The organism is Microbacterium sp. SWDP-B6, from assembly GCF_059803615.1.
The window spans coordinates 685,209-704,097 of sequence record NZ_JAPFGV010000001.1 but is presented as its reverse complement, the minus strand read 5'-3'; the positions used below and the strand labels follow the sequence as shown (position 1 = coordinate 704,097).

18 protein-coding genes and 2 tRNA genes are annotated in these 18,889 nt (G+C 67.8%); 8 read left to right on the top strand and 12 right to left on the bottom strand.

Annotation, left to right across the window (positions count from 1 at the left end; translation table 11 throughout):
• The first annotated feature begins 62 nt into the window (after positions 1-62).
• A tRNA-Gln gene (locus OPU70_RS03565) sits at positions 63-134 on the top strand.
• Positions 135-187: 53 nt separating this feature from the next.
• Here the strand turns inward: OPU70_RS03565 and OPU70_RS03560 are convergent.
• The gene (locus OPU70_RS03560; protein ID WP_498557154.1) at positions 188-1,045 is read right to left on the bottom strand and encodes a hypothetical protein; all 858 of its coding nucleotides are present in this window, start codon (positions 1,043-1,045) and stop codon (positions 188-190) included.
• Between the two features lie 210 nt (positions 1,046-1,255).
• On the opposite strand from OPU70_RS03560, the gene OPU70_RS03555 reads away from it, so the two are divergent.
• Positions 1,256-2,215 (top strand): DNA topoisomerase IB, encoded by a 960-nt coding sequence (locus OPU70_RS03555; protein WP_042541726.1) that lies wholly within the window; start codon positions 1,256-1,258, stop codon positions 2,213-2,215.
• 6 nt (positions 2,216-2,221) lie between these two features.
• Here the strand turns inward: OPU70_RS03555 and OPU70_RS03550 are convergent, their stop codons facing one another.
• Positions 2,222-3,079, bottom strand: a complete 858-nt coding sequence (locus tag OPU70_RS03550; protein WP_498557153.1) for a 3-hydroxyacyl-CoA dehydrogenase — start codon at positions 3,077-3,079, stop codon at positions 2,222-2,224.
• Between the two features lie 36 nt (positions 3,080-3,115).
• Entirely contained in the window at positions 3,116-3,562 is a 447-nt protein-coding gene (locus OPU70_RS03545) for a MarR family winged helix-turn-helix transcriptional regulator (protein ID WP_079112713.1), read from the bottom strand.
• Between the two features lie 80 nt (positions 3,563-3,642).
• Here OPU70_RS03545 and pepN point away from each other — a divergent pair, with 80 nt between their 5' ends.
• The gene (pepN, locus tag OPU70_RS03540; protein ID WP_498557152.1) at positions 3,643-6,126 is read left to right on the top strand and encodes an aminopeptidase N; all 2,484 of its coding nucleotides are present in this window, start codon (positions 3,643-3,645) and stop codon (positions 6,124-6,126) included.
• On the opposite strand, the gene OPU70_RS03535 is transcribed toward pepN, so the two are convergent.
• A complete protein-coding gene (locus OPU70_RS03535) occupies positions 6,123-7,001 on the bottom strand; it encodes an aminoglycoside phosphotransferase family protein (protein ID WP_498557151.1) in 879 nt (292 codons plus the stop codon). The two genes, pepN and OPU70_RS03535, sit on opposite strands and share 4 nt — an antisense overlap.
• 2 nt (positions 7,002-7,003) lie before the next feature.
• Positions 7,004-7,642 (bottom strand): MBL fold metallo-hydrolase, encoded by a 639-nt coding sequence (locus tag OPU70_RS03530; protein ID WP_498557150.1) that lies wholly within the window; start codon positions 7,640-7,642, stop codon positions 7,004-7,006.
• 153 nt (positions 7,643-7,795) lie between these two features.
• On the opposite strand from OPU70_RS03530, the gene OPU70_RS03525 reads away from it, so the two are divergent.
• Positions 7,796-7,868, top strand: a tRNA-Glu gene (locus OPU70_RS03525).
• Between the two features lie 82 nt (positions 7,869-7,950).
• Here the strand turns inward: OPU70_RS03525 and OPU70_RS03520 are convergent.
• The 4 genes from OPU70_RS03520 to OPU70_RS03505 form a co-directional block, all read right to left on the bottom strand.
• A complete protein-coding gene (locus tag OPU70_RS03520) occupies positions 7,951-9,192 on the bottom strand; it encodes an MFS transporter (RefSeq protein ID WP_498557149.1) in 1,242 nt (413 codons plus the stop codon).
• Entirely contained in the window at positions 9,189-9,737 is a 549-nt protein-coding gene (locus OPU70_RS03515) for an ArsR/SmtB family transcription factor (RefSeq protein WP_367820692.1), read from the bottom strand. The genes OPU70_RS03520 and OPU70_RS03515 overlap by 4 nt, the downstream gene beginning before the upstream one ends.
• Positions 9,738-9,850: 113 nt before the next feature.
• On the bottom strand, positions 9,851-10,933 hold the full coding sequence (locus tag OPU70_RS03510; protein WP_498557148.1) for a DUF4349 domain-containing protein: 1,083 nt from the start codon (positions 10,931-10,933) through the stop codon (positions 9,851-9,853).
• Positions 10,930-11,487 carry an RNA polymerase sigma factor gene (locus OPU70_RS03505; protein WP_455904768.1) on the bottom strand — a complete coding sequence of 186 codons (558 nt, stop codon included), beginning with the start codon at positions 11,485-11,487 and terminating at the stop codon, positions 10,930-10,932. Before OPU70_RS03505 ends, OPU70_RS03510 begins: the two co-directional genes overlap by 4 nt.
• A gap of 340 nt (positions 11,488-11,827) precedes the next feature.
• Between OPU70_RS03505 and OPU70_RS03500 the strand changes: the two genes are divergently transcribed.
• Complete coding sequence (locus tag OPU70_RS03500) at positions 11,828-12,832, top strand: TerC/Alx family metal homeostasis membrane protein (protein WP_042541711.1); 1,005 nt, start codon at positions 11,828-11,830, stop codon at positions 12,830-12,832.
• Positions 12,833-12,843: 11 nt separating this feature from the next.
• On the opposite strand, the gene OPU70_RS03495 is transcribed toward OPU70_RS03500, so the two are convergent.
• Entirely contained in the window at positions 12,844-13,437 is a 594-nt protein-coding gene (locus OPU70_RS03495; RefSeq protein ID WP_498557147.1) for an LON peptidase substrate-binding domain-containing protein, read from the bottom strand.
• A 36-nt stretch (positions 13,438-13,473) separates the two neighbouring features.
• Between OPU70_RS03495 and OPU70_RS03490 the strand changes: the two genes are divergently transcribed.
• On the top strand, positions 13,474-13,971 hold the full coding sequence (locus OPU70_RS03490) for a DUF427 domain-containing protein (protein WP_498557146.1): 498 nt from the start codon (positions 13,474-13,476) through the stop codon (positions 13,969-13,971).
• Positions 13,972-13,992: 21 nt separating this feature from the next.
• Here OPU70_RS03490 and OPU70_RS03485 read toward each other — a convergent pair whose 3' ends face one another.
• Together OPU70_RS03485 and OPU70_RS03480 are read right to left on the bottom strand one after the other, a co-directional pair.
• The gene (locus OPU70_RS03485) at positions 13,993-15,306 is read right to left on the bottom strand and encodes an LLM class flavin-dependent oxidoreductase (protein ID WP_079112722.1); all 1,314 of its coding nucleotides are present in this window, start codon (positions 15,304-15,306) and stop codon (positions 13,993-13,995) included.
• Positions 15,303-16,598 carry an O-acetylhomoserine aminocarboxypropyltransferase/cysteine synthase family protein gene (locus OPU70_RS03480; protein WP_498557145.1) on the bottom strand — a complete coding sequence of 432 codons (1,296 nt, stop codon included), beginning with the start codon at positions 16,596-16,598 and terminating at the stop codon, positions 15,303-15,305. The genes OPU70_RS03485 and OPU70_RS03480 overlap by 4 nt, the downstream gene beginning before the upstream one ends.
• Positions 16,599-16,785: 187 nt before the next feature.
• Here OPU70_RS03480 and leuC point away from each other — a divergent pair, with 187 nt between their 5' ends.
• Together leuC and leuD are read left to right on the top strand one after the other, a co-directional pair.
• Positions 16,786-18,237, top strand: a complete 1,452-nt coding sequence (leuC, locus tag OPU70_RS03475) for a 3-isopropylmalate dehydratase large subunit (RefSeq protein WP_042541706.1) — start codon at positions 16,786-16,788, stop codon at positions 18,235-18,237.
• Between the two features lie 2 nt (positions 18,238-18,239).
• A complete protein-coding gene (gene leuD, locus OPU70_RS03470; protein ID WP_042541705.1) occupies positions 18,240-18,836 on the top strand; it encodes a 3-isopropylmalate dehydratase small subunit in 597 nt (198 codons plus the stop codon).
• Positions 18,837-18,889: the final 53 nt, after the last annotated feature.

Here is an 18,889-nt window from a genome sequence, read left to right as displayed (position 1 = left end):
TTGGCATTAGGGCCACGGCTCGGGTAAGCTTGACTCTCGGTGCGAGACTCCGGTTTCGCCCTTGGGGTATGGTGTAATTGGCAACACGGCGGTTTCTGGTTCCGTTGTTCTTGGTTCGAGTCCAGGTACCCCAGCAAGACGAAAACCCCCGCTCAGGCGGGGGTTTTGTCGTTTCCGGTCCAGTGTCTCACTCGCACTCTCCGATGAATCCGAGGTAGCACACCGCCTCGTGGGTGACGGCGGGCTCGTAGTCGTCGTTCGAGACCTGGCGGGTGTCGATCTCAGGCGTCTGATGCAGGCTCCCGTAGCTGCCGAGCGTCGCGACGTAATAGCCCTCGCCGTCCTGCGCCTTCATCTCGTCTATCGCGGAGCTGTACTCGGTGCACAGAAGGGCCGCGGTCTCGGTGAGCTCGACATCGACGCAGGCGGCCGTATAGGTCGCGACCATCAGGTTCGTGCAGTCGGTCCAATCCTGGTTCACCGAGCACGGGTTGACGTCGTCCATCGTGACGTCGACGCGGCCGGTCTCGTACTCCTCGCTGTGGAAGGTCTCGGGCTGCTCAGGAACATCGGTCTTGGTCCAATGGCGTGCTGTGGCGAAGGCGAAGATCACGACGATGGCGGCGATCACCAGCAGGGCGCCGAGGATCGACAGGGTCACCCACAGTCCGACCCTCTTCTTCTTGCCGGGTCGGCCGTCGGGAACGGGCGCGTATCCCGGATAGGCGGGAGAACCGACGGAGACGTCGCCCTGCGAGGGGTAGCCGGGAGCCGCGGTGTAGGCAGGCTGTGGCGCGTCGTAGGCGGGTGGCGGTGTATCGAACGCGGGCGGTGGCGCGTCGTAGGCGGGCGGCGGTGCATCGAACGCGGGGCCCGTTGGTGGCGGGGGAGACGTCGGCTGGGTCGAGAGCCAGTACGCGTACCAGCTCTGAGCGGAGGCCGGATCATCGGCGACCTGCTGCGCTTCGAGGTCGGTGAGCTGCACCCCCAGGCCGGCCCGCAGATCTGCACTGGTCAGGGATGTGCGGAATTCCTCGAAAGACATGGCCATAGTGAAGAGGATGGCAGACCTCGGTGTGCCCCGACAATCGGATCCCTGGGCAGCGGCCGCACCCTCCCGGCATCGCCTGAAGGAGCCTGCGTCGCCTAGCAGGTCGCCCGTGCGTCGCGCCATGCCCTTCACGCCTCGCTCTTCGTCGGCCATCGTGAGCGGGAAACACCCGATGCCCGACGAGGCATGACCGAGAGGACGAGAATGGCGCTCACGAGAGTCGTTCCGGGCGAGACACCAGGAATCCGCCGTGTGCGATCCGGGTCGGGGTTCCGATACGTCGACGCGGGCAACACCCCCGTCGTCGAGGCCGACAGGGAGCGCATCCGCGACCTCGCGATACCCCCGGCGTGGAAGGACGTGTGGATCGCCGCCGATCCGCTCGCTCATATCCAGGCGGTCGGCACCGACGATGCGGGACGACGTCAGTACCTCTACCACCCGCTCTGGCGCACGGGGAGGGATCAGCGCAAGTTCGCGCGGGCGCTCAAGCTCGCCGCGGCGCTGCCTGCGGCCAGGGCCAAGGTCACGCGCGCCATCGGCGAGCCGGGGCTGACACGAGAGCGAGCACTCGCGGTCTCCTTCCGGCTTCTCGATGACGCCGCGCTGCGCATCGGCTCCGAGCGCTACCTCGTGAAGCACGGCAGTCGGGGGCTGAGCACCCTCCGGCGACGTGACGTGCGCATCGACGGCAGCGACGTGTCCCTGAGCTTCCCCGCGAAGAGCAAGCAGCTCGCCGCGATCGAGATCTCCGACGCCGCCCTCGCCGAGGCGCTGTCGGAGTTCGCCGTCGGCTCACCGCGGGCCCCGCTGCTCGCGTACCGCAAGGGTCGCCGCCGCGTGCGACTCACGTCGACCGAGGTCAACGACTATCTCCGGCAGGTGGCCGGGGCATCGTTCACTGCGAAGGACTTCCGCACGCTGCACGGCACGATCCTCGCGGCTGACGCCCTCGCGCGGATCGGCCGACTCGAGACGAAGAACGAGCGGCGGCGTGCCGAGCGCCTCGCCGTGCAGGCGACGGCGTCAGCGCTCGGCAACACCCTCGCGGTGGCCAGGGGGAGCTACATCGATCCGCGCGTGTTCCGGCTCTACGCGCGCGGTCGCACTCTCGATCTCACGGTGTCGCCCGAGACGGCGATCCGCAAGCTCCTCGGGCGCTGAGGGGATTCAGCTCTCTCGCGGGTAGGTGTAGAACCCCTCTCCCGTGGCCACGCCCAGCTTGCCCTTGTCGATGTGCTGCTCCTTGAGCAGTTCGGCGAAGCGCTGCTGCTTCTCGCCTCCCATGCGGGAGATGTTGTATGCCGTGGTCAGTCCGACGATGTCGTAGATCTCGAACGGGCCGGCCGGGGAGCCCGTGCCGATCCGCCACGTCGCATCGATCGCCTCGGGTTCGGCGATCCCGTCGACGAGCAGCTCGGCTCCGGCCTGGAGGAAGGGCACGAGCAGCGAGTTCAGCAGGTATCCGGCCTTCTCCTTCTTGATCTGGATCGGGACCATGCCGATCCGGGTGGCGAATTCCACCACGGCGTCGTAGACCGCCGGGTCGGTGGCCGGTGTGCCCATGACCTCCGCGGTGTTGTGCGACCAGATCTCGTTCGCGAAGTGCAGGGCGAGGAAACGGTCGGGGCGCCCCGTCGACTCTGCGAGCGCACTGGGGAGCAGAGTCGACGAGTTCGTCGCGAAGATGGTCGTCGCCGGCGCGGCGTCGGCGAGAGTCCGGTAGATGCCCTGCTTGAGCTCGAGGTTCTCCGGCACGGCCTCGATGATGAGGTCGGCAGAGGCTGCGGCTTCCGCGAGGTCGGACGTGAGCCGGATGCGGCCGATCGCCGCCTGGGCGGCGCCGTCTGCGGCGTTCTCGACACCGTCGGCGACGTAACGCTCGGCGAGACCCTCGAACCGCTCGGCCGCGCGGTCGAGCGCAGGCTGATCGATGTCGTAGGCGACGACGTCGAAACCGTGGAAGGCGGTCTGGAACGCGATCTGCGATCCGAGCACGCCGGTGCCGAGAACAGTGATGTTCTTCATTTTCTCTTCTTCCTCTGATGGCCTTGTGGGCCGTGGTCAAGCGGGTTCGTGTCCTCTGTCGAAACGCCGGAGGTCGTGCGCGAAGCGATGCACCTCGGCATCCGTCCACTGAGCGAGATGCACGTCGATCACGCCCTGCAGCGATCGCAGCGTGTTGCGGAAGGCTTCTTCGCCCTCGGCGGTCAGCTCGAGCGGACGGCCGCGCCCGGAGACCGACGGCGTCTCCTGCACGAGGCCGAGAGAGACGAGCGTCGAGAGCTGACGCGACACGGTCGATCGGTTGAGGCGGAACATGCGGGCGATGTCCGTCGAACGGATCCCCGGCTCGTCGGCGATCGCCATGACGATGGACTGATCGGTGATCGACAGCCTCGGTTCTTCCGCGCGTGCGTCGATGAGACCGCGACGCGTGATGGCGACAAGGGATCGCAGGACGTCGGCGCTGTCGCCGCGACGTCCGCCGGAGTCCTCCTGCTGTTGCATAATGCAACTCTACGCCGTTCTGTTGCGTGATGCAACGCAAGGGGTCCGCCTCTGAGCACGTCAGATGGAAGGATGGAGGCATGGACACAGCCAACCTCTCGCGAGAGGAGACCGCGGCGCGATCCGCCGCCGTCTCCGTGCGCAGCATCCGCGTCGAACTCGACCTCACGGGTGCACCCGAGCGGGCGCGCAGCGGGTTCTCCACGACCACCACGCTGGAGTTCACCACGACGGCGCACTCGACCTGGTTGGACTTCATCGGGGAGAGCGTCGAACGAGTCGTCGTGAACGGCGTCGAGCGCGACGTGGTCTACGACGGTGCGCGCATCGAGCTGCACGACCTCGCCGACACGAACGTGGTGCGTGTCGAGGCGGTCGGAAGCTACAGCCGGTCCGGCGAGGGGCTGCACCGGTTCCACGACCCCGTCGACGATCGCACCTACCTCTACACGCAATACGAACCGGCCGACTCGCGGCGGGTGATGGCGTGTTTCGAGCAGCCGGACATCAAGGCGCCGTACACCTTCGTGATCGATGCTCCTGCGGGCTGGGAGGTGCTCTCGAACCAGGTCGCGGCGACGGTCGACGCCGGAGTCGGGGTGCAGCGTGTCGAGTTCGCCCCGACGCTCCCGATCTCGAGCTACATCACCTCGGTCGCGGCCGGGCCGTATGCCCGGGTCGACGGCGAGTGGGCGCGCGATGATCAGCGCGTCGCACTCGGTGTGTTCGCGCGGCAGTCGCTCGCGCAGTATCTGGAGTCCGAGGAGATCCTCGAGATCACGCGCCAGGGTCTGGACTTCTTCACGGATGCCTTCGCCTACCCCTATCCCTGGGGCAAGTACGACCAGATCTTCGTTCCCGAGTACAACCTCGGTGCGATGGAGAACCCGGGACTCGTGACGTTCACCGAGTCGTATCTCTCGCGGGGTGCGGCCACCGACGCGCAGCGTGCCGCACGCGCGAACACGATTCTGCACGAGATGGCGCATATGTGGTTCGGCGACCTCGTGACCATGAAGTGGTGGGACGACCTGTGGCTCAAGGAGTCCTTCGCGGACTACATGGGCTCGCACGCATCAGCGGTGGCGACGCGCTTCCATGACGCGTGGGTCAAGTTCGCCGCCAACCGCAAGGCATGGGCGTACCAGCAGGACCAGCTGCCGACCACCCACCCGATCGTCGCCGACATCACCGACCTCGAGGCCGCGAAGCTCAACTTCGACGGCATCACCTATGCCAAGGGCGCCGCGGTGCTGAAGCAGCTCGTGGCCTTCGTCGGCGATGAGGCGTTCTTCGAGGGGGCCCGCAGATACTTCGCGGCCAACGCGTTCGGCAACACGACTCTCGACGACTTCCTCGTGCAGCTGAGCGCGGTCTCCGGGCGCGACATGACCGAGTGGTCGCAGGCATGGCTGCAGACGACAGGGGTGTCCACGCTGCGGCTCGAGCGAGACGCCGACGGCAGCGCCACGCTCGTGCAGAGCGATCCTCGGCCGCATCGCCTGCGCGTCGGGCTCTATCGCCGCATCGACGGGCGCGTGGTGCGTCGCGACCAGCTCGCCCTGGACATCCACGACGAGCGGACGCCGATCGAGGTCCCCTCCGCCGATCTCGTGCTTCTCAACGACGACGACCTCACCTACGCCAAGGTGCGGCTCGACGAGGCATCGTTGACGACGGTGCAGGAATCACTGTCCTCCATCGATGATCCCCTCGCGAGGGCCGTCGTGTGGTCGTCGCTGTGGAACGCCACGCGCGACGGCGAGCTGACAGTGGCGCGATACACCTCGATCGTGCGCGCACATGCCCCACACGAGTCGAACATCGGCCTTCTCGTCGGCATTCTCTCGAATGCCCTCTTCGCGATCCGGCACTACGCGAGCGACGACGAGCGACAGGGCGAGCAGCGGGCCTGGGTGGAGACCGCGTGGGCTGCGCTGCAGGCATCGGATGCCGGAAGCGATGCCCAGCTCTCGTGGGCGCGGGCCCTCGCGGCGGCGTCGGCGTTCGACGACGTGCACGCCGCCGAGGTCCGCGCGCTCCTGCACGGTGATGTCCCGGAGGGTCTCACCATCGACCCTGATCTGCGGTGGCAGCTGCTCACGGCTCTCGTCACGACAGGGCACGCGGGGACCGATGACGTCGCAGCCCAGCTCGAGTCCGACGACACCGGCAGCGGTCGGACGGCCGCTCGCAGGGCACTCGCGTCGCAACCTGATTCCGCGGTACGGGCTGCAGCGTGGGACGCGGCGTGGAACGACGGCTCGCTGAGCAACGACCATCTCGATGCCGAGATCGCGGGCTTCCGCGCGGGTGGACGCCGTGATCTCATCGCGGGGTTCGATGCCGAGTACTTCGAGAGGATCGGCGACGCGTGGGGCACGCGGAGCATCGAGCTGGCTCAGCGCTTGGTCGTGGGGCTGTTCCCCGCCTCGCCGACGCTCGATCTCGTGGATGCGTGGCTTGCCGGCAACAGCTCGGCGCCCGCCGCGCTGCGCCGGATCGTCATCGAGCAGCGTGATCACCTGGCCCGAGCGCTGCGCGTTCGGGCTGCGCAGGGCTAGTCGGCGGCGAGCGCGTCGGCCGTGCTCGCCCCCACGGCGAAGTACTCGGGTCGGTCGTCGCTCTGGGTCACGAGAATCAGGGCGATGTACGCCGCCCACGCTCGCGCGCGGACCCAGGTGGCATCGTCATACCGAGATCCGGTCGCTCTGCGGAACGCCTCGCGACCTGAGGCGTCGAAGAGCATCCACGACGAGGCGAGATCGTAGGCGGGGTCACCGACCGTGACGTCGCCGAAGTCGATGAGCGCAGCGAGCGTGCCATCCTCCACCAGCATGTTGCCCGGGTGGAGATCGCCGTGGATCCAGACCTGCTCCGCGCCGACCGGTGCGGCGAGACCTGCGACCCAGGCGTCACGCAGCGCCGTGTGGTGCCTGAACGCGTCGAGCCGCGGTCGCATCGCGTCGTCTCGAGTGGCCAGGGCGCGTCCGCGCACCGGGTTGCGCGGAGCATCCGCGGGGCCGGGGGTGTGCAGCGCCCTCAGGGCATCGGCGAGTCGTGGTGCCCACGCCGCGTTGTCCGATCGGGAGGAGGCGAGCGCCGTCGTTCCGGAGATCCAGGGGACGACCGACCAGGGCCGCGGAAACAGCTCGCTCGGTTCGCCGGAGATCAGCGGCACCGGGGTGCGGATGCCGATGGCCGCCAGCGCCGGTCCGATCGCGGGGAGCGCACGCTGCTCGTTCGCGACGAGCGGCACGGCGAGGTCGCGACGAGGCAGTCGCACGAGGAGCTCCGACCCGAGCCTCCACATCGAGTTGTCCCAGCCGTCGGCGAACAGCCTCAGTGGCAGACCGGCGAGATCAGGGCTCGTCCGCCGGAGAAGGTCTCGTACGCCGCTCTCATCGAGCGAGTATTCGGCGGAGGGGGAGTCCGCCACGGTCAGATGTCGAGCGAGTCGCCCGGCTCGAGGACCGAGAACTCTCCGCCACCCTGCTCGGTCGCCCACTGCAGCCGCTGCCGGTGCATCGTCTTGCCTGCGACCGACAGGGTCATGTCGTGAGTGCCGAACGCCCGACGCGGGCGCACGGCGAGAACGTAGTCCATCGCCTCGCCGATCTTCAGCCATGGCGCTCCGAGTGGAGCGGCGAGCGTGCCGACCTCGATACCCTCCGGAACCGCGTAGGAGTCGCCGGGGTAGTAGAAGACCTCATTGACCAGCACGCCGACATTCTCGACAGCGGGGAGTGAGGAGTGGATCACCTCGTGCGTGCCGCCGAAGAAACGGAGCGTGAACGCTCCCACCTCCACGGTGTCGCCCGGAGCGACCTCCGAGATGTCATAGCCCTCGGCCGCACGTGCGACGCCGGCAGGGGCGTAGATCGGAGTGCCGGGGGCGGCGCGGAGGATCCGATCCAGGTGCTCGGGCGTCCAGTGGTCGGGGTGCTCGTGGGTGATCACGACGGCGACGAGACCCGAGAGGTCGTTCAGGGGAGCGGTGAACGAACCCGGGTCGATGAGGAGGGTGTCATCGCCCTGCTGAATGCGAAGAGCGGCATGTTCGAATTTCGTGATGCGCATGAGGTGAGTCAACTCCTTCACGGCGTCTCTGGCAAACCGCCGATCCAGCGCGCCACGCCCGGGAATCGACGAGGGCTCGGCTCGATTTGGCGGCGCGAGAATCGTCATGGCATACTTGTTGAGTTGTCGCGGCACGGAAACGTTCCGCCAGACGGCCCCATCGTATAGCGGCCTAGTACGCTGCCCTCTCACGGCGGTAACGCGGGTTCGAATCCCGCTGGGGTCACAACAAGCGAAAGCCCTCGGTTCTCCGAGGGCTTTCGTCGTATGTGCGGGCACAGCGCACCCCTCGCGGAGGTCAGCGGGAGTCAGGTCTTCGGCACGAGGGCGAGCTGCCGAAACGTGCGGTTGCTCAGCGGCAGAACCATGAGTGCGATCATCGTGCCGCCGAAGAGCGCGAACGGCACCCAGACTGCCGTGATCGAGGCGAGCAGACCGAACCCCGCCATGGCGACGGGCATGAGGCAGTCGTCACCGAGACGGGTGATCGAGCCCATCCGGCCGAGGTAGGCGGTGTCGACCGTGGCGGAGAAGGTGGCGCTCAGGAGGACCGAGGCGTAGCCCGCGGTTGCGCCGATGACGAAGGCCGCGGTCGCGACCGTCCACGCCGGGCCCCAGCCGAGTGCGATGATCCCGACGCCCTGGACGACGAGCGCCCAGAAGCCGGCGAGTGCCTCTCTTCGCGGTCGCCATTTGACGACCGAGACGGCACCGAGTGCCGCGCCGAGTCCGAGCAGCGCCTCGAACAGCCCCAGCGACTGAGCGCCCCATCGCTCATCGTGCGCGCGCAGGGCGAGCCCGATCCCGACCGCCGGTCCGACCGCGAGGTTGAGGCCTGAGAGCGCGATGACGAGGGTGCGGGTGGTCGGGTGAGTGCCGAGGTGGGCGAATCCACGGGCGATGCCGTGCAGCACGGACTCCCTCGCCGCGCGGGCGAGAAGGAACCGCGGCCGGAGCCAGATCGCGATGAAGGCGACGACGAGGCTGAACGTGAGGGCGTTGACCGCCGCGCTGCCCGCCAGTCCCGCGTACGCGACGAGCACGCCGCCGATCGCCGCGCCCGCCATGGTTCCGAGGCGCGACGCGGTCTGGGCCAGCGCACCATAGGAGGGGAGATCCCCCGGGCGCACGAGCTGGCGGGCGACGGTTCCTGCAGACGGCTCATAGAACGCATCGCAGATTCCGAAGGCGATCGCCGCGAACAGCAGGACGCCCACCGTCGGTGGGGTCGCGAGGACCCAGAGGGCCACGGCCACGAGCACGCCGACACGCAGCACGTTGAACAGCATCATCACCCGCCGCGCATCGGAGCGGTCGGCGATCACACCGCCGAAGAGGAGCACGATCGCCCGAGGGATCGTCCCTGCCGCGACGATGAGCCCGGCGATAGCGGGAGAGGCAGTCTGCACGGCCGTCCAGGCGAGGGCCATGGTCCAGAGGGCATCCCCGGCGTCCGAGAGCGCCTTGACGGCGATCCACGCGTGCACACGACGGTCTCGTCTGAACGTCGGTGGCTCCGACAGCTGCAAGGGTTCGACCGCGGTGCTCATGGCGTCGTCGGGAACGCGTGGGCGAAGAAGAAGATCGGCGTGCGCTCCTGTCCGTCCTCGAGGTCGACGGACGCCCGCCATTCCTCCATCGTGCGCAGAAGGCGCGCGCTCAGATCACGGAGTTCGTCCGGAGAAGCCCAGGCGGTCGTCTCGGTGTTCGAGGCGTCGTACGCGGCGTAGGCGGGGTCATCATGGCGGCGCTGCCACCGCTGAAGACGCTCGATCTGCATCCGGATGCCCTGGCGCTGCGCCTCCCGTGCGAGCAGAGCGTCGGCGGGGGAGTCGGCGAAGTCCTCCGCCGACCAGGTGAGCCCACGTCGAGCAAGCTTCCACCAGCTGGTGCGACGGTCGCCGGAGGGGTCTTGGTCGCGTTCGACGAGCCCGGCTCGTTCGAGCATCCTCAGGTGGTGGCTGATGCTCCCGACCTGGCTCCCGAGCGAGCGCGCGAGCGTGGTGACCTGCGAGGTGCCGTAGAGAAGCAGATAGTCGTAGATGCGGCGGCGCAGCGGATGGTGCACCGCTGTGATCACCGAGATGTCTTCCATGGACGTAACCGTAGAACCGGTTCCGAGTTGTTACAAGACTTCTTGTATACCCCGGAAAGACAGCGATGAGGGCCGCCTCTCGCTGGGAGCTGCGGCCCTTTCGCAGATGCGAGTCAGCTCTCGGCAGGCGGCTCGCCGGCTACCATACGAGTGCGCCGTGCGCGCCGGATGAGCCAGATCACCAGCACCACCACTCCGGCCACAGCGATCCACGGCAGGATGAATCCGACGGCGATCACCAGCGCGTTCACTGAGACGACGAGGCCGTTCCAGCCGGCGAGGAGCCCGTCCGAGAACCCGGCCGGGTCGGCGGTCGTCGGCGGCGTCGTGCGGGTCAGCTGAACAGTGAGACTCGACATCGCGACCTGGTCCTCGAGCGATGCGAGCTGCTGCTCGTACGACTCGAGCTGCCCCTGGCGATCGGTGAGCGCGACCTCTGCCTCGATGAGCTCCGCGACCGTGCCGGTCTGCGACATCAGCTCGGTGAGCCGCTGCACCGATGCCCTGGTGGCATCCACGCGCGCACGCAGATCGATCGCCGTCGAGGTGACATCCTGCTTCGAGATCGATGAGGAGAGCACTTCGCCCGAGGTGGCGAGCTCATCGATGACGGCGGCGAGGTCGGCGGAGGGTACGCGGATGCTGATCCAGCCGTACCCGGGGTCGGAAGGCGCCGGCTCCGAAGTGCCGTCGACGGCGACGCTCTTGCCGATCTCAGTGCTCTCGACATACCCGCCGCGCGACTCGGCCAGTGCGCCGATCGTGTCGGCGGCGTCCGCGATGTCCTTCACCTCCACCGTCGCGTTGGCGGTCGCGATGATCTCGCGATCAGTGACTGCGACATCTCCGACCGCCGGTGCAGACTCGGCCGAGTCCGTCGCGGCCCCAGGTGCGCCCTGGTCGGCGGAGCCGGAGCGTGACTCCTCCGTGACGACCATGTCTCCGCCCTCGGCCGAGCTCGTCGCCGACCCGCCCACCGCAGTGAGGATCGGAGGAGTGACGAGGACGCCGACGACGAACGCCGCCGCGATCCCGGCACCGGTCATCCACCGACGCCGGCGGTGTCGAGCCCGTGCTGCGGCTGGCGCCTGTCCTGGCCGCTCGGCGGCGATGTCGTCGAACACGGCTGTCTCGATGCGCGCCACTGCGGCATCGGTGAGCTCGGGCAGTCGCTCGGTGCTGGTCTTGTCGTTCATGCGTCGCTCGCTTCCTTCACGGCACCGCGAAGTCGGGTGCGGACTCGTGAGAGACGGTTCCGGACGATGGCATGGCTCACGCCGAGCTCCTCGGCCGCGGCCTGGTAGGCATAGCCTTCGGCGGCGCAGAGTCGGAAGATCGCGCGGTCGAGGTCGCTCAGCGTGCCGACCTCGGCGGCGATCCGCTCCGCGAGGTCTGCGGTGATCACCTGCTCCTCGACGCTGATCGTCGAAGGCAGGGTCTCGTCCACCGCTTCCGTCGTGTGGGCATGGTCGCGCCTGCGCTGACGAAGGCGATTCGCGGCCTGGAAGCGGCAGATCGTCGCGAGCCACGGGAGGATCGATTCTCCCTGAAGCTCGAACCCCGGAAGCTTGCGCCAAGCCGTGACGAAGGTCTCCTGGGTCACATCCTCGGCATCGGCGGGGGAGCCGAGCATTCCATGCGCGATCCAGTAGACCGGGCGGACATACGAGCGGTACAGCTCGCGGAAGGCGCTCTCGTCACCTGCCGCGGCCTGTGCCGCCCATTTCTGATCACTCGTCTGCACTGGCATCCCGATTCCGTTCGGTGTCTCTCACCTGGGAGGTGTCGGAAGATGCCCCATCGTCTCAGATCAGTGTGCGGGCTGCGCGCGCACCTTCGCGAGCGTCCGCTGCCGGAGGACGCCGAGGGAGGACGTTCGCGGCGGTGTCCGGGTGCGAGTTCGAGGTCACGTCGACCATGCCACCACGGCCCTTCCGCTCCGCTAGCATTGGTGACGCGAGAGGGAGTATCCCGCAAGCGCATCCACCGTCATCACGAGCACCGACATCGCTGCTCCGGTCGTGCGACGCACTCTGTGCGTGGGAGAGACTTTCGGCGTTCTTCCTACCCTCCCGAAAGGCTGTACGCCCTTGGAAATCCCCGTCTGGTTCGAGATCACCTCGATGATCGTCCTCTCGATCATTCTGATCGGCGACCTGCTTCTGATCCGCCTTCGCCCCCACATCCCTTCGACGAAGGAGTCGACCCTGTGGGTCGTGTTCTACGTCGCCCTCGCGCTTCTCTTCGCTGTGCTCCTCGGCAACGTGGCCGGTTGGCGCAACGCGGGCGACTTCATCACTGGCTGGGCGCTCGAATACAGCCTGTCCATCGACAATCTCTTCGTCTTCGTGCTGATCATGGCGCAGTTCGCCGTCCCGCGACGCCTGCAGCAGCAGGTGCTGATGGTCGGCATCATCATCGCGCTCGTCCTGCGTGGGGCGTTCATCCTCGTGGGAGTGGCGGTCGTCGAGCACTTCTCGCCGATCTTCTACGTCTTCGGCGCGTTCCTCATCTACACCGCGATCAAGCAGGCGATGCCCGAGGGCGAGCACGAAGACGACGTGAAGAAGGAGAACTTCATCGTGCGCCTGCTCCGGCGCCGGATCGACATCAGCGAGACCTACGACGGCTCCAAGCTCCGCACCACGGTCGACGGCAAGCGCATGTGGACGCCGATGGTCATCGTGTTCATCACGATCGGTGTCACCGACCTGATCTTCGCGATCGACTCGATTCCCGCGATCTTCGAGATCACCACCAACGGGTTCCTCGTCTTCGCCGCGAACATCTTCGCGCTCATGGGCCTGCGTCAGCTCTACTTCCTGCTCGGCGATCTGCTCGATCGCCTGCGCTACCTGCATTACGGCATCGCCGTGATCCTCGGTTTCATCGGCATCAAGCTCATCCTGCACGCGCTGCATGAGAACGAGCTGCCCTTCATCAACGGCGGCGAGCACGTCGAATGGGTGCCAGACATCGACAACATGGTGTCGCTGGGCGTCATCGTCGTGTCGATGACCGTCGCGACGGTCGCCAGCCTCATCGCGTCGTCGCGCGAGAAGTCGGCGGCGAAGAAGGCAGCGATCGTCGAGTGAGCGCAGCCCGCTCACTCGGCTGACCAGAGGAGCTCCGCTTCGAGGGTGAGATCGATGACCTGGCCCAGCAGGGCGCCGAGCGAGTTGGACTGCAGCAGGGCGAACTGGTCGTACTCACCCAGCGGTGCGATCGCGGCGAGCTGCCAGGCTGCGGCGAGCGGATCGTCTGACAGTTCGGTGTCGGCATCCCACGGCGAGTCCACGCGTGCGAGGACTCGCCGCACGATCGCCTCTGCTTCGGTCCACAGAGGGGTCAGCGCGTCGTGCCACGTCAGCTCAGGCAGCTGCGTGACCTCGGCGCGAGGAAAGGGCGCGTCGTCGAGCCACTGATCGACGGTGAAGCGGGCCGTGCCGACCGCGAGGGTGTGCAGCACCTGGGCGTCCGCCGCGACGCTCACCAGCCGGGCCATCGTGCCGACCCTGCTGCGTCGGTCGCCGCCGCCGACCTCGTGACCGCGCTCGATGAGCACGACGCCGAACTGCGGGTCGTCGTCGTCGAGCAGGTGTCCGATCATCGTGAGGTATCTCGGCTCGAAGACGCGAAGCGGAAGCGGGGTGTAGGGAAACAGCACCGAGCCGAGCGGGAACATCGGTAGTTGAGCCATGACCCCAGTCAACACCGCGCGACGTACAGTGAACAGATGCGCAGACCTCAGCCGATCGTCCCCTCGCCCGGTCAGGAATCCGTATGGGACTATCCGCGGCCACCGAGGGTCGAGCCGGTGCCCGAGCGCGTCACCATCCGCCTCGGCGGCGTTCTGGTCGCCGATACGCGAGATGCCGTGCGGGTGCTCGAGACGAGTCACCCTCCTGTGTACTATCTGCCGATCGCCGACTTCATCGAGGGCGCGCTCTCGGATGCCCCGGGTTCATCGTTCTGCGAGTACAAGGGCGCCGCGCGCTATCTCGACGTGCGTGGCGGCGGCCTGACGGCCGCGGGCGCGGCATGGAACTACCCGCATCCTTCGCCCGGTTTCGAGCTGCTGCGCGACCGGGTGGCCGTGTACGCGGGGCCGATGGACGCGTGCACTGTCGGTGACGAGGTCGTCGTTCCGCAGCCGGGAGGATTCTACGGCGGCTGGGTCACGTCGTCGGTCGTCGGGCCCTTCAAGGGCGTGCCGGGTTCCATGGGCTGGTAGGGCCCGGCCCCGCCGTTCCTGTCAGAACGCGCGGAGGTTGGCCTGCAGGCCGCCATCGACGTGGTCGCGGCGGAGGATCCCACGGCGACGCAGCACCGGCACGAGCTCGTCGAGTGTGCGGTGCAGCGTGACGGGGTGGAAGTCGCCCCACAGCAGCACGCCGTCGTTGCCCCACTCTCCGAGTTCCTCGATCAGATCGGCGAACTCGTCTGCCGTCCCGACGAAGCCCGAACGGTCGGCGATGCGGCCGGCGCGGGCGAGGGCGGTGAGGTGGGCGCGCAGCGGAGCATCCTCGCCACGGTCGCCGATCAGGCGCTGGATGCTTCCGCGCGAGACGTGCTCCCCGAAGATCGACACATCGAGCGGCCGCTCGAGGTCGAGTGCGGTGAGGTCGGTCTCGAGGTCGCTCGACTGCTTGCGCGCGATCTGCACGAGAGCCGCATCATCGGGGTGCGCGGACGCAGCGACGATCCGGTCGGCCTCTTCGGCGGATGCCGTGATCACGGGCTGGATCGCGAACAGGATCTTGATGTCGTCGGCTGAGCGCCCGGCGGCGATCGCCGCGTCGTGGATCTTCGCGCGGTAGGCGCGCACGGATGCTTCGTCCAGCGGAGCGAGGGCGAGCTGGACATCGGAGTTGGCGCCGGCGAATCCGAGGCCGCGACCCGACCCGCCGGGGGAGACGATCGCCGGCTCGCCGTCGGTGAACGGCACGGCGTTCAGAGGGCCGTCGAAAGAGTAGTGCTCTCCGCGATGTCGGACGGTGCTCAGCTTCGATCCGTCCGCGAAGACATCCGTCTCGCGGTCGCCGACCAGCGCTCCGTCGCCCCAGCTGCGCCAGAGCGAGCGGATGCCTGAGAGCCATTCCTCGGCCCGGTCGTAGGCGGCATCGTGTCCGAGCTGCGCCGCGGCCGAGAAGTGACGTGCGCTGCCGGTGTCGGTCACCACGTTGAGCCCGAGACGGTGACCGCTGAGATGCTGAAGGGTGGAGAACTGCCGCGCCGCCGTATAGGGCAGGTACGCCGCGGGATTCACGGTGGGCACGACTCCGAGGTGCCGTGTCGCCTGGAACAGGTAGGGAGCGAGGAGCAGCGGGTCGTGCTTGGGCCCGCCGAAGGCATGGCGTACGCGGAGGTCGATCGTGTCCGGCGAGCCGAGAGACGGCGCGTCCTCGATGATCACGAGGTCGAAGCCTGCCTGCTCGAGCGTCCGCGCCGCCTCCTGATAGATCTCGGGACGCGTCCAGTCGTAGTCCCAGTCCAGAGACGGGTATCCCCACCCCTGCGGACCGAAACCGCGGGCGAGGAACCAGCCGAAGTGCTGGGGCCTGGTCATGCGACGGCCTCTCGCGCCGGCTCGAGCACCCGAGCGAGGTCGGCGATCAGATCGGAGACGTCTTCTATGCCGACCGACAGTCGAAGGGTTCCCGGCTGCACACCGAGGATGTCGCGCTCTTCGGGTGTCCTGTGCGAGTGGCTGGTGGTCGCGGGGTGCAGCACCAGCGAGCGCACGTCGCCGATGTGGGTCATGTGCGTGAAGACTTCCACGCTCTCGACGAAGTCGCGTGCGGCGTCGCGCCCTCCGCGGAGGGTGAACGTGAAGATCGACCCGTACCCGCCGTGGAGATACCGCTGCGCGAGAGCATGGTCGGGGTGAGTCTCGAGGCCCACGTGATCGACGCTCTCGACCGCATCCTGAGCGGCCAGCCAACGGGCCACCTCGAGCGCGTTCCGGGACTGGCGCTCGACCCGGAGGCCGAGGGTCTCGGCGCCCTGTCCGATCAGGAACGCGTTGAGAGGAGACGGCGAGGCGCCGAAGCGGGGAGCCACCGACTCGCGGGCGTAGGCGATCCGAGCGTTGCCGCCGTGGCGGGCGAAGACGCTCGGGAAGCCCCCGCGGCCGGGGAGCACCAGGTGCGGTGCGTTGTGACCGGCCTTATCCGCGTCGAAACGACCGTCATCGAGGATCACACCGCCGAGCACGGACCCGTGACCCGCGAGGAACTTCGATGCGGAGTGCACGACCATGGCGGCACCGTGCTCGATCGGACGCAGCAGGAAGGGCGTCGCGAGCGTGTTGTCGACGATGAGCGGGATGGCGAACTCATCCGCGACCGCGCTCACAGCGGCGATGTCGAGGATGTCGTTCCGGGCGTTCGCGATCGACTCCGCGAACAGCGCGCGCGTAGTCGGGCGGATCGCTGCCTGCCACGCAGCAGGGTCGGCGATCTCGTCGATGAACGTCGTCTCGATGCCGAGCCGTGCGAGGTTGTCGAGCAGGAGCCCTCGGGTGCCCTCGTAGATGTGCGTCGATGCCACGATGTGGTCTCCGGCTCCGGCCACGGTCAGCAAAGCGGTGACGACCGCGGCCTGTCCGCTCGCGACGAGCACCGCGTCCGCGGCGGATTCGAGGGCTGCGAGCTGTCGCTCGACGGCGCTCACCGTCGGGTTGCCCGTGCGGGTGTAGCCGAAGCCGGCGCCGGTGCCGAAGTGGTCTGCGGCGTGATCGAAGTCATCGAACTCGAAGCCCGCAGTCAGGTAGATCGGCGTCGCCCTCGACGACGCGGCGCCCTGAGTCCGGGCGGCGTGGACCGCTCTGGTGGCGAAGCCGGTCGTGTCGTCGGTCATGCGGATGCCTCTCGAATGTGCGGGTGACAGTAGCGTGTCACGCGGCGACTCCGGTCGCTGAAGCGGTGGTAATCTGACGTCATGCGGATCGTGCTCCTTCTTAGCGGCCGCGACGAGACCTCGTTCTGAGCCCCTCCTCGTCGCGGAGTCCATCGTGGGCCGAACCGCCAGCTTCAGGAGAGACGCAATGAACATCCCCGCAGCAGACACTGCTCCCGCACGTCCGAGGACCCTCGCTGAGAAGGTCTGGGACGACCACCTCGTCGTCAAGGGCGAGAACGGCGAGCCCGACCTCATCTACATCGATCTGCACCTGGTGCACGAGGTCACGAGCCCTCAGGCGTTCGACGGACTGCGATCGGAGGGCCGTCCGCTGCGTCGCCTCGACCTTACGATCGCCACCGAAGACCACAACACGCCCACGTGGGACATCGACAAGCCCATCGCCGACCTCACGAGCCGCACCCAGATCGAGACGCTGCGCCGCAACGCCGCCGAGTTCGGCGTCCGTCTGCACTCTCTGGGCGATGCCGAACAGGGCATCGTGCACGTCGTCGGCCCGCAGCTCGGGCTCACCATGCCGGGGATCACCGTGGTCTGCGGAGACTCGCACACGTCGACTCATGGGGCCTTCGGCGCCATGGCCTTCGGCATCGGCACCAGCGAGGTCGAGCACGTGATGGCGACCCAGACGCTTCCGCTCAAGCCCTTCAAGACGATGGCCATCACGGTCGAGGGCACTCTGCGCCCCGGGGTCACCGCGAAGGACATCATCCTCGCCGTGATCGCGAAGATCACGACCGGTGGCGGCCAGGGCTATGTCCTGGAGTTCCGCGGCAGCGCGATCCGCTCGCTGTCCATGGAGGGCCGGATGACCATCTGCAACATGTCGATCGAGGCCGGTGCCCGTGCGGGCATGGTCGCCCCCGACGAGACGACGTTCGACTACCTGAAGGGGCGTCCGCACGCTCCCCAGGGCCAGGACTGGGACGACGCCGTCGCCTACTGGCGCACCCTGCCGACCGACGAGGGTGCGACTTTCGATGCCGAGGTCTTCATCGACGCCGACGATCTCGAGCCCTTCGTGACATGGGGAACCAACCCCGGTCAGGGCAGCTCGCTGTCGGCGTCGGTTCCCGACCCGGCTCAGATCGCCGACGCCAACGAGCGCGCCGCCGCAGAGCGCGCCCTCGAGTACATGGATCTGACCCCTGGTACGCCGCTCAAGGAGGTGCCGGTCGATGCGGTCTTCATGGGCTCGTGCACGAACAGCCGCATCGAGGACCTCCGTGCGTTCGCGTCGATCATCGAAGGCAAGAAGAAGGCCGACGGCGTGCGTGTCATGGTCGTACCGGGTTCGGCCCGCGTCCGGCTGGAGGCCGAGGCGGAAGGCCTCGACAAGATCATCAAGGACTTCGGAGCCGAATGGCGGTTCGCCGGCTGCTCGATGTGCCTCGGCATGAACCCCGATCAGCTCGCTCCGGGCGAGCGCTGTGCGTCGACGTCGAATCGCAACTTCGAGGGCCGGCAGGGCAAGGGTGGTCGCACACACCTGGTGTCGCCTCTGGTCGCCGCGGCGACCGCGATCCGCGGCACGCTGTCGAGTCCCAGCGACCTGAACGAGATGGCGGAGGTCTGACCATGGAGAAGTTCGTCACCCACACCGGTATCGCCGCTCCGCTGAAGCGCTCGAACGTCGACACCGACCAGATCATCCCCGCCGTCTTCCTCAAGCGGGTCACCAAGACCGGCTTCGAGGACGCGCTGTTCCACGGCTGGCGCCAGGACCCCGAGTTCGTGCTCAACCAGCCCGCCTTCCAGGGGGCGTCGGTGCTCGTCGCCGGACCGGACTTCGGCACCGGATCGAGCCGAGAGCACGCCGTCTGGGCACTGCGCGACTTCGGGTTCGCGGTCGTCCTGAGCCCGCGCTTCGCCGACATCTTCCGGGGCAACTCAGGCAAGCAGGGGCTCGTCGCGGCGACCATCTCGGAAGAGGATCTCGAGCGGATCTGGGCCGAGATCGACCGGAATCCCGGGGCTTCCATCACGGTGGACATCGAGGCGCGGGTCGCGTCGATCGGTGAGATCCAGGCTGACCTCGGGATCGACGATTACACTAGATGGCGGCTCCTTGAAGGGCTCGATGACATCGGGCTCACGCTGCGCAACGAAGACAAGATCGCGCAGTTCGAGGCCCGTCGCGAGTCGTGGCGGCCCCGGACCCTTCCCGTTCAGTGAACGGCGGGGCGGGGGAGCCGAGGGCGACCCCGCCCCGATCTCCGTTGAATGAA

What these genes read in the sequence shown, in the direction of transcription:
- OPU70_RS03560 (WP_498557154.1), bottom strand. Translation starts at nt 1,045, where the DNA reads ATGTCTTTCGAGGAATTCCGCACATCCCTGACCAGTGCAGATCTGCGG.
- OPU70_RS03555 (WP_042541726.1), top strand. Translation starts at nt 1,256, where the DNA reads ATGGCGCTCACGAGAGTCGTTCCGGGCGAGACACCAGGAATCCGCCGT.
- OPU70_RS03550 (WP_498557153.1), bottom strand. Translation starts at nt 3,079, where the DNA reads ATGAAGAACATCACTGTTCTCGGCACCGGCGTGCTCGGATCGCAGATC.
- OPU70_RS03545 (WP_079112713.1), bottom strand. Translation starts at nt 3,562, where the DNA reads ATGCAACAGCAGGAGGACTCCGGCGGACGTCGCGGCGACAGCGCCGAC.
- pepN (WP_498557152.1), top strand. Translation starts at nt 3,643, where the DNA reads ATGGACACAGCCAACCTCTCGCGAGAGGAGACCGCGGCGCGATCCGCC.
- OPU70_RS03530 (WP_498557150.1), bottom strand. Translation starts at nt 7,642, where the DNA reads ATGCGCATCACGAAATTCGAACATGCCGCTCTTCGCATTCAGCAGGGC.
- OPU70_RS03520 (WP_498557149.1), bottom strand. Translation starts at nt 9,192, where the DNA reads ATGAGCACCGCGGTCGAACCCTTGCAGCTGTCGGAGCCACCGACGTTC.
- OPU70_RS03515 (WP_367820692.1), bottom strand. Translation starts at nt 9,737, where the DNA reads ATGGAAGACATCTCGGTGATCACAGCGGTGCACCATCCGCTGCGCCGC.
- OPU70_RS03510 (WP_498557148.1), bottom strand. Translation starts at nt 10,933, where the DNA reads ATGAACGACAAGACCAGCACCGAGCGACTGCCCGAGCTCACCGATGCC.
- OPU70_RS03505 (WP_455904768.1), bottom strand. Translation starts at nt 11,487, where the DNA reads ATGCCAGTGCAGACGAGTGATCAGAAATGGGCGGCACAGGCCGCGGCA.
- OPU70_RS03495 (WP_498557147.1), bottom strand. Translation starts at nt 13,437, where the DNA reads ATGGCTCAACTACCGATGTTCCCGCTCGGCTCGGTGCTGTTTCCCTAC.
- OPU70_RS03490 (WP_498557146.1), top strand. Translation starts at nt 13,474, where the DNA reads ATGCGCAGACCTCAGCCGATCGTCCCCTCGCCCGGTCAGGAATCCGTA.
- OPU70_RS03485 (WP_079112722.1), bottom strand. Translation starts at nt 15,306, where the DNA reads ATGACCAGGCCCCAGCACTTCGGCTGGTTCCTCGCCCGCGGTTTCGGT.
- OPU70_RS03480 (WP_498557145.1), bottom strand. Translation starts at nt 16,598, where the DNA reads ATGACCGACGACACGACCGGCTTCGCCACCAGAGCGGTCCACGCCGCC.
- leuC (WP_042541706.1), top strand. Translation starts at nt 16,786, where the DNA reads ATGAACATCCCCGCAGCAGACACTGCTCCCGCACGTCCGAGGACCCTC.
- leuD (WP_042541705.1), top strand. Translation starts at nt 18,240, where the DNA reads ATGGAGAAGTTCGTCACCCACACCGGTATCGCCGCTCCGCTGAAGCGC.